Source organism: Micromonospora sp. AMSO12t (assembly GCF_008806585.1).
In the GTDB taxonomy this organism is placed as follows: Bacteria; Actinomycetota; Actinomycetes; order Mycobacteriales; family Micromonosporaceae; genus Micromonospora; species Micromonospora reichwaldensis.
The window spans coordinates 1-1181 of sequence record NZ_WAAS01000515.1; the positions used below are offsets into that span (position 1 = coordinate 1).

Sequence of the window (1181 nt, forward strand, 5' to 3'; positions counted from 1 at the left end):
GTCCCCTCATGCCCCACCGCCCGCTGGCCCGTGCCCTCGCCGCGCTGGTCGCCCTGTCCACCGCCGCCCTCGGCGCGCTGCTCGCCCCCGGCACCGCCCAGGCCGCCGCAGCCGTCAACTACGTGGCCCTCGGCGACTCCTACTCCTCCGGCGTCGGCGCCGGCCCGTACGAACCGTCCACCTGCCTGCGCAGCCAGAAGTCGTACGCCCCGCTGTGGGCCGCCGCCAACGCGGTCACCAGCTTCAGGTTCCCCGCCTGTGGCGGCGCCGTCACCTCCGACGTCATCAACAACCAGGTCGGCTCGCTGAGCGCCAGCACCACCCTGGTCACCATCACCATCGGCGGCAACGACGCCGGCTTCGCCGACGTGATCACCAGCTGCCGCTTCGGCAGCACGTCGAGCTGCACCAACGCCGTCAACGAGTCGAAGGCGTTCGCCACCACCACCCTGCCGGGCCGGCTGGACGCCACCTACGCGGCCATCCGGAACCGGGCGCCCAACGCGCGGCTGATCGTGCTCGGCTACCCGCGGCTGTTCGAGACCGGCTCCTGCGGGCTGCTGGCGATGAGCACCTACAAGCGGACCATCCTCAACGAGGCCGCCGACGTGCTCGCCACCGTCATCTCCGGCCGGGCCGCCGCGGCCGGCGCCACGTTCGCCGACACCCGCCCCTACTTCGCCGGGCACGGGGTCTGCGCGGCCGACCCGTGGATCCGTGACGTCAGCGGCGTCATCGAGGCGTACCACCCCGACGCCGACGGCTACCGGTACGGCTACCTGCCGGCCCTCAACGCCGTCACCGGCTGACCGCCCTGTTCACGTGTAAGGAAGGGCACCTTCCTGTCGTTTTTCGTATCGGAAGGTGCCCTTCCTTACCCGTGCGTCAGAGGGAGTGCCGGCGGCGGCGTGTTCGTCCGACGCGCCCGCCTCGCCACTGTCCGGGTGTCGCCGGTGTCCGTTAGGGTCCTTGGGGACCAGGCGGGCGACGGCGACGGGAGCGGGAAGTGGGCAGGCTCGCGTCGGCGTACGGGCAGGCGGTCGCGGCGCACCGGGCGGCCCGGGCGCACCTCGACACCGCCCGCCGGGCGCTCGCCGGGCAGGCGCCCCAGGCCGCCCCGGCCGGCGCACCCGAACTGGTCACCCGGCTCGCGGCACTCGGCGGCGCGCTCGCCACCCCGA

Annotated in this window: 1 protein-coding gene; it reads left to right on the forward strand. The window is 73.9% G+C overall.

Annotated features, from left to right (window positions below; genetic code table 11):
* Nucleotides 1–8: 8 nt before the first annotated feature.
* Nucleotides 9–809 carry an SGNH/GDSL hydrolase family protein gene (locus F6X68_RS32715; protein WP_151457841.1) on the forward strand — a complete coding sequence of 267 codons (801 nt, stop codon included), beginning with the start codon at nt 9–11 and terminating at the stop codon, nt 807–809.
* The last annotated feature ends 372 nt before the right edge of the window (nt 810–1181 follow it).

Bases quoted from the DNA above. Each gene is read 5' to 3' on its own strand.
- F6X68_RS32715 (WP_151457841.1), top strand. From the start codon at position 9: ATGCCCCACCGCCCGCTGGCCCGTGCCCTCGCCGCGCTGGTCGCCCTG.